The 6823-nt window shown below is 32.8% G+C and carries 9 protein-coding genes; 7 read left to right on the forward strand and 2 right to left on the reverse strand.

The window, feature by feature from the left end:
* Window positions 1-1204: 1204 nt before the first annotated feature.
* The 6 genes from FHL05_RS12085 to FHL05_RS12110 all read left to right on the forward strand — a co-directional run bounded on the left by FHL05_RS12085 (window position 1205) and on the right by FHL05_RS12110 (window position 5154).
* Window positions 1205-2134, forward strand: a complete 930-nt coding sequence (locus FHL05_RS12085) for a replication initiation protein (protein WP_102196632.1) — start codon at window positions 1205-1207, stop codon at window positions 2132-2134.
* Window positions 2127-2588 (forward strand): helix-turn-helix domain-containing protein, encoded by a 462-nt coding sequence (locus FHL05_RS12090; RefSeq protein WP_102196633.1) that lies wholly within the window; start codon window positions 2127-2129, stop codon window positions 2586-2588. The genes FHL05_RS12085 and FHL05_RS12090 overlap by 8 nt, the downstream gene beginning before the upstream one ends.
* Window positions 2589-2831: 243 nt before the next feature.
* Window positions 2832-3407, forward strand: a complete 576-nt coding sequence (locus tag FHL05_RS12095) for a hypothetical protein (RefSeq protein WP_102196634.1) — start codon at window positions 2832-2834, stop codon at window positions 3405-3407.
* A gap of 302 nt (window positions 3408-3709) precedes the next feature.
* Window positions 3710-3883 carry a hypothetical protein gene (locus tag FHL05_RS12100; protein WP_153386850.1) on the forward strand — a complete coding sequence of 58 codons (174 nt, stop codon included), beginning with the start codon at window positions 3710-3712 and terminating at the stop codon, window positions 3881-3883.
* A 44-nt stretch (window positions 3884-3927) separates the two neighbouring features.
* Window positions 3928-4215, forward strand: a complete 288-nt coding sequence (locus FHL05_RS12105) for a helix-turn-helix domain-containing protein (protein WP_102196635.1) — start codon at window positions 3928-3930, stop codon at window positions 4213-4215.
* 9 nt (window positions 4216-4224) lie between these two features.
* Window positions 4225-5154: a reverse transcriptase family protein gene (locus tag FHL05_RS12110; RefSeq protein WP_102196636.1), complete on the forward strand. Its 930-nt coding sequence runs from the start codon at window positions 4225-4227 to the stop codon at window positions 5152-5154.
* Between the two features lie 193 nt (window positions 5155-5347).
* Here the strand turns inward: FHL05_RS12110 and FHL05_RS12115 are convergent, their stop codons facing one another.
* Together FHL05_RS12115 and FHL05_RS12120 are read right to left on the reverse strand one after the other, a co-directional pair.
* Window positions 5348-5692 (reverse strand): type II toxin-antitoxin system PemK/MazF family toxin, encoded by a 345-nt coding sequence (locus FHL05_RS12115; RefSeq protein ID WP_001748110.1) that lies wholly within the window; start codon window positions 5690-5692, stop codon window positions 5348-5350.
* The gene (locus tag FHL05_RS12120; protein WP_153522824.1) at window positions 5686-5949 is read right to left on the reverse strand and encodes an AbrB/MazE/SpoVT family DNA-binding domain-containing protein; all 264 of its coding nucleotides are present in this window, start codon (window positions 5947-5949) and stop codon (window positions 5686-5688) included. Before FHL05_RS12120 ends, FHL05_RS12115 begins: the two co-directional genes overlap by 7 nt.
* Before the next feature lie 85 nt (window positions 5950-6034).
* Here FHL05_RS12120 and FHL05_RS12125 point away from each other — a divergent pair, with 85 nt between their 5' ends.
* Window positions 6035-6622, forward strand: a complete 588-nt coding sequence (locus FHL05_RS12125; protein ID WP_075168830.1) for a site-specific integrase — start codon at window positions 6035-6037, stop codon at window positions 6620-6622.
* Window positions 6623-6823: the final 201 nt, after the last annotated feature.

A 6823-nucleotide genomic window follows, 5' to 3' on the forward strand; every position in this document is an offset into this window, starting at 1 on the left:
AATAAATTCTATGTGTAAGTGCGCATTGACCTCGTTTCACTCGGTCTGCTGATAACCATACAATCAATTTTTGCCGTTGTTGAATGGAATGTATTCTTAATTTAATTTATGCTTACACTTAACTGATTTTGTTATGCTTTAAATGCTAAAAATTGTTGCATATCCCGCTGCTTTCAACCAAATTTTTTTAATTGCTTTATGCAGAGAATCTTCATAAACCTGGCAACAAAATTTGAATAACTAACTTTAAGAACTGCGTATCTAAATTGAAATTATTATTTTAATGTTAGGAGTAATTAAGCTGGACTAAAAGAAAGTATTAAAACCAATTGATGAAATACTTGCTGATCCTTGGCAAGTTGATATTCAAGAATTATTTGAAGCTTCCGTCAATAAACCCGACGAGATTAAAAAGAACTTGTATGATTCCTTATACACTTATATTTTGCAAAAAAGACAAGAAGATATTATTAATCGTCCATGTTTCGTCATCTAGCCCTCTAAAAAGTCCCTGAGGGCTTTTTATTTTGAGTTTGGTATAAATGTATATAAATAGCCTTAAAATCGCTGAGAACAAAAAATAAGGCCCTTAAAGACGAACATAGCAGCTAAATTCTTGTTAAGATTCAAAAAACTAACTGTTTGCTGTCAATGGTAGCGGACGAGCAAAGCGTGGGAGCATAAGGAATTGACAGCTTTTAACCAGTCTTAACACTGAATTGGCGAAAGCCAAAGTTTCTACAAAACTTTGCTTTCCTGCCTAACGGCGAGTGAAAAAGCGGTCAAGCTGGCTCAGCTTGGACGGGGTTCGGGGCGTCAGCGCCCGAATTAATGTGGCTTGCCACACCTTTTAGGCAACGAACGGAGTGAGGCGCAAGGAGCGTAGCGACTGAAATTTAATGTGAGCCGGTTTTGGGCTCACTCCTTTGTGTTTTTTGTTGCTAGGTTTTGACCTCGTACAGTGCTGCCTCTTTTATACCTCTTTTATAAACCTCTTTTAAACCTCTTTTAGGCCCCATTTTAGCCTTACTCTCCCAAGGGATACAGGAGTTTATAGATAGAGTTTTGTCTGTTTATAGATAGAGTTTTGTCTGTTTATAGATAGAGTTTTGTCTGTTTATAGATAGAGTTTTGTCTGTTTATAGATAGAGTTTTGCAGTATTATATATTCATAAAACTATATTCATTAAAAGAGGTGCTTCATTTGAGTAATGAAATTGTTAAATATGATCCTGAATTAAATACAATCCCACTTCGAAAATTCACTCCTGTTGAAATGAATTTATTCTTCTCAATAGTTTCTAGAATGCGTGACAAGGGTGACGAAACTGTAAGGTTTTCATTTGATCAATTAAAAGAATTAAGTGCATATAAACCTACAGCAAATAACCGATTTATTGACGATATTGAAAGTACCTATCAAAAAATTTTAGGATTACGCTTTGGAAGGCGTAGTAAAGATGGGCTGTATCGTGAATTTTTTGTTATGTTTACCGAATTTGAGATAAACGGCCATGCTGATGATCCTTATGTTGATATTAAAATTTACCCCAAAGCTATAAAATTATTAAATGAGCTGGAAAGTTGGGTTCGTTATGCTTTATCAGAGTTCAGAGATTTAAAAAGTAGCTACGCAAAAACCATGTTTCGGTTACTAAAACAATTTAGAACTACTGGGTACGCTTACTTTTCAGTTGCAGACTTTAACGAGCTATTAGATGTCCCTAAAAGCTATAAAAGTAGCAATATAAATCAATCCGTTTTAAAACCCATCAAAGAGGAACTTACGCCTCTTTTTAGAGGCCTAACGGTTAGAAAAAAATATGGTAAAGGCCGCGGAAAACCAGTGATTGGGTATTCTTTTACTTGGAAGTCTGAAAAGAAAAACTCTAATGACTTCTCACAAGGTCAATTTCAAGATGAACGTCAAAAGCTTTTTAATATTCAGCATAATGGTGAATTAACAGAGCAGGAAAAATGGCGTGCCATTGACAAAGTTAAGGGGTTGACTTTAGGCTCCACTGAGAAACAAGCATTGGCTGATAAACAGGCCGAGCACGATAAAAAAATAAGAGATCAAGCAAGAAAAGAAGCACTTGCTGAACTCCGAAAGGGGTTTGGAAATCATGCCTAAAACTATTAGAGAACTTGCTGACGAATTTGGTGTATCAAAACAAGCCATTAGGAAAAAACTAGATACAAACTTTAGAGCAAACTATGTACAAACTGTGACTAGGAACGGGGTACAAACCCTAGTTGTTATTAATTCAGGATATTTGCTGTTAAAACAGCATTTTGGTGGTGGTAACAACCGAAAATTCAGAGAGGAAACATTTACTAGTAACACTGGTAACACGAATATAGATACAATAGAACTACTGAATCAGCAATTATTAATCAAAGATAGCCAAATTAAAGAAAAAGATGAACAATTAAAGTCAATGCAAAAATTATTGGATCAATCACAACAATTACAGTTAATAGCCGAAAAAAAAATTGAAAAGTTTAAAACCATATCTTCTAAACAAGGTGAACATGATACCCATAATTTAAAGAAAAAAAATAATACTTGGTGGCACTTCTGGTAAAAACGTATTTTTATATTTGTTGATCAAAATTCAATATTAATTGTAAAAAGGCAAAAGCAAGCACTTAGGTTATTCTTCTAGTTGGGCTTTATAATCTTTAACGTTTTAGTGTAGTAGGAACTCGACACGTTTTTTCTAACCATATTATATATAGAAAATCTCTATTGTTTAAGCTTCAAAACCGAAAAACAAACAATTGCTATATTATAAGTGAACTACAAAAAATATAAGGAGATTAGATTTATGTTATTAATTAGTATTTTACTTAATATTATATTGATTGTCGGAGAAGTTTTGACGTGGCTTAAAATACCAAATTGGCTTTTAGAACATTATAAATCAAAATTAGCGCAAATTAATCAACAAAAAATTAACAAATTTAATTGCCACACACAGCAGCAACAACAGAAATTCGAAGAAAAGTTACAATCAACATTGGCGGAACAAAAAAGAGACTTTGAACAAAAAGCAGAACTATTAAAACAACGACGGACAATAATTCCAATCATCTATGCCAAATTACTTGAATTGAATGGGGCAGTACGTCAAGAAGAAAATTCTAAAAAGAGAGAAATACAGATAAACGTCAATAATTATATTGATTCACAACGACTGTTTTTAACTGAACCTCTATACAAGGAAATAAAAAGTGTTCAGAAATCTATGGGTTCTATCAGCGCTATTTATGAAACCATGCCTCAAATTAAAGGGCAAACTATTGACGTCTATGACCAAAGAAGGCAAAAACTAGAAGAAACAATAACGCAACAATTAACCAAGTTAGAAAATGATTTTAGAAATACCATGTTTGACAAATAGAATACAAAGTTGTTTTAAAAAAAATAATATTTGCAAATAGCGAATTATATTGTATAATAAAATCATCAGTGTTAGGTATTTCCTCTGAAATTGGAACTTTGTATATTCGAGGTTCGTGGATTCTATATTTGTAGGATCTGTTTTGTAGGGCTGCAAGCTGCCGGCTGCTCCGGCGCAAGCGCCTGCGCAGAGAAACGAGAGATGAGGATTCTCTCGTTTCAAAAATGACTACGATAGATGCTTTGAGAACCTTTTCTTTCTGGAGAGGACTCCCATAGAGGGAGCAGAAAGAAGGAATTTTTATGCAAATTAAAAATAGGGAACTGGTATCAAAGTATCGTGAACATCGGCAAAGAAAAGCTAAAACATCTAAAAAGTGGATTATATTTATTAAGATAATGCACGGTTTAGAAATATTGTTAAAATTACTTTTGTTACTTGAAAAAGTTATTAAACAATTTGCTGGCTTTTTTTAAGATGGTCAATTCGTAGTCTTTTTTTTTTGAAAGGAGTCTATTACATGGAAAATATTGGAATAATTCTTAAAAAGCTAAGAATGATTTATGGAGATACTGCAAAAGATTTTAGTGGAAAAATAAATATATCTCCTAGTTATTTATCTGAAATAGAAACCGGGAAAAAGTCTCCTTCACTTGAAATATTAAATAACTATGCTGAAATCTTAGGGTTAAAAGTTTCTACACTAATTTTACTCGCAGAAGATAAAAAGCAGATCAATAATGATTTACAAGCAAAAAAATTAATTAAACCATTAATGGAAAAAGTTATATCTCTAATGGCTAGATAAGGACATCAATTGAAAAAAAAATACCCATTATCTCAATCTTATCTTTTCAAATGTCATTCGAAAAAAAAGTTAGCTGACTCGCTAGGTATGTCCTTAAAAAAGTTAAAATATATCTCTAACAATCCCAGATACTATTCCTTTACTAAGAGGACTGGTACAAAAAATAGAGAAATTGATGTACCTTCTGATGCAGAATTAAAAAAAGCTCAAAAAAATATTTATAATTACCTAAAATACACAAATAGGCCTAACTATTTAATGGCTGGTGAAATTGGTAAAAATATTTTATCTAATGCAACTTTCCATAAGGACAGTGATTATTGGCTTAAATTTGACATATCAAATTTTTTTCCAAACTGTAAAAGAGAATATATTTATAGATTCTTTCAGTCTAGTATGCAATGTTCTCCTGACGTAGCTTCCATACTAACGAACATCACTGTATATAGAGGCGGCTTAGTGCAAGGAATTTCGACAAGTATGCTCCTTTCATTTTTTGCCTTCACTCCTATGTTTGATGAACTTTCTTTACTAGCAACTAAAAATAATTTAAAATTTTCAACGTATGTTGATGACTTTACATTCTCTAGTTCATCGCCTATAAACACAAATTTTATTAAATTACGAGTTAATAAAATTGTTAGAGCATATGGTCATACTATTAAAAATAGAAAAGTTAAGTATTATTCAACAAATGACTCCAAAAGAGTATCTGGCGTTATTGTAACTAAAACCCATCACTTAAAAGTTCCAAATAAAAATAGAAAAAAGATTATTTCGCTTGCTAAGTCAATGAGAGAAAATATTAATACTGGAAACTACCAAGAAGCCGAGAAAATAAGGTTATCCTTAAGAGGATGCATAAATTCTGCACGTCAAATTGAACCTGAAATATTTCCTGAAATTTCAAAATTTACTAAAACAAAATTTAAGTCTTAATATATTACCAGGTGCTTTATACTACCTGGATAAATATTGTAAGACTGTAATTTTAATTAATATCTTTATCTTTGTTAAATTAAGGGTCTATAATTAACAAATCGCCCCTCGAAAACATTGAAAGAATAACCCCTAATATCTATAATATAGATGTTAGGGGTTATTTGTTTTAATATTAAATAAATAACTTCTTCTATTTGTCATCAATACTAAACAATAATTTGTACAAAGTGATTATTTCTTCTAGTTCTTCACGCGATACATGATCGACAATAGTTTCATCAGTGACATGTCTTGCCCGTAAATCTAAGGCTATGGTTTGATCTAATAATACTTTTCCATATACTGTTTGACTACTAGTTAGTCGATGATACATTGGAAAATTACGCTTGGTACTGCTAATTGGAGCCACAATCGTCATGTTACTTGTCTGACAGACTAGATCATTGCTTAGCGCAATGGCTGGTCGCTTATTCATCTGTTCATGACCACGGCTTGGATTAAAGTTAACATAAAATATATCACCTTGGCTTACCATTGAAGTTCATTACCTTCTGGCTTTCCCCAATCAAGCTCGTGATCCCTTTTCCCGTCATCTTTCCAATCCTTAAATAGTTCGTGAATATTGGTTGGGTTCTTTTTTATTGGTGTTAAAACAATTGATCCATTTTCAATGGTTATTGTCATATCTTGGTTATCATCTAATTTCAGTTGTTTAATAATTTGGCTAGGAATTCTAGCAGCTTTCGAGTTTCCCCACTTTGCTAAGCGTGTTTGTTCTTTAATAGGTTCCATATTTCCCCCTCCTAAATTATTATTAAAAATCAAGTATATCCTGTGTAGATACACAATGCAAATATTCTTACCGGAGGTCATTTACATGCGACAAGTTGTCTTACCCATCAAAGATTCAAACGTTCTTAAAGAGGTCCAAGATACGTTACTCAATAACTTTAAAGCTGGCCGACGTAACTATACGATTTTTCAAGTTGGTAAAGCGACGCTACTGCGAGTGAGTGACGTTATGGGCTTAAAACAGGCCGATATTTTTAATCCGGACGGTTCTATTAAACAAAATGCGTTTATTCATGACCGAAAAACTGGTAAACCTAATACCTTGTACCTTAAGCCTGTTCAAACAGAGCTATTATTGTACCGTCAATGGCTGCTTGACCATAAGCTGGATTCTGAATGGCTCTTTCCTTCAATTCAACACCCAGAACGCCATATTACTGAAAAACAGTTCTACAAAATTATGAGTAAGGTTGGCGATCTATTAGGAATTAATTATCTAGGTACTCATACGATGCGCAAAACTGGGGCTTATCGTGTTTACACGCAATCAAATTACAATATTGGCCTAGTCATGCACTTATTAAATCATTCAAGTGAAGCCATGACTTTAGCTTATTTAGGATTAGACCAAGCAAGTACCGAAAGTATGTTAGATCAAATTGATTTTGGTTAGTTTTTTTTTGAGTTTTTAGTTGTTGCCGAAGGCAACTTCTGAGACAGGTTTTTAATGGGTCTAGCACAACATAGAATAAATTCTATGTGTAAGTGCGCATTGACCTCGTTTCACTCGGTCTGCTGATAACCATACAATCAATTTTTGCCGTTGTTGAATGGAATGTATTCTTAATTTAATTTATGCTTACACTTAACTGAT

Origin of the sequence: Companilactobacillus halodurans (assembly GCF_009600995.1) — a bacterium.
Taxonomy (GTDB): Bacteria; Bacillota; Bacilli; order Lactobacillales; family Lactobacillaceae; genus Companilactobacillus; species Companilactobacillus halodurans.

Coding starts and splice junctions, on each gene's coding strand:
- FHL05_RS12100 (WP_153386850.1), top strand. CDS start 3,710: ATGCAAATTAAAAATAGGGAACTGGTATCAAAGTATCGTGAACATCGG.
- FHL05_RS12125 (WP_075168830.1), top strand. CDS start 6,035: ATGCGACAAGTTGTCTTACCCATCAAAGATTCAAACGTTCTTAAAGAG.
- FHL05_RS12090 (WP_102196633.1), top strand. CDS start 2,127: ATGCCTAAAACTATTAGAGAACTTGCTGACGAATTTGGTGTATCAAAA.
- FHL05_RS12120 (WP_153522824.1), bottom strand. CDS start 5,949: ATGGAACCTATTAAAGAACAAACACGCTTAGCAAAGTGGGGAAACTCG.
- FHL05_RS12095 (WP_102196634.1), top strand. CDS start 2,832: ATGTTATTAATTAGTATTTTACTTAATATTATATTGATTGTCGGAGAA.
- FHL05_RS12105 (WP_102196635.1), top strand. CDS start 3,928: ATGGAAAATATTGGAATAATTCTTAAAAAGCTAAGAATGATTTATGGA.
- FHL05_RS12115 (WP_001748110.1), bottom strand. CDS start 5,692: ATGGTAAGCCAAGGTGATATATTTTATGTTAACTTTAATCCAAGCCGT.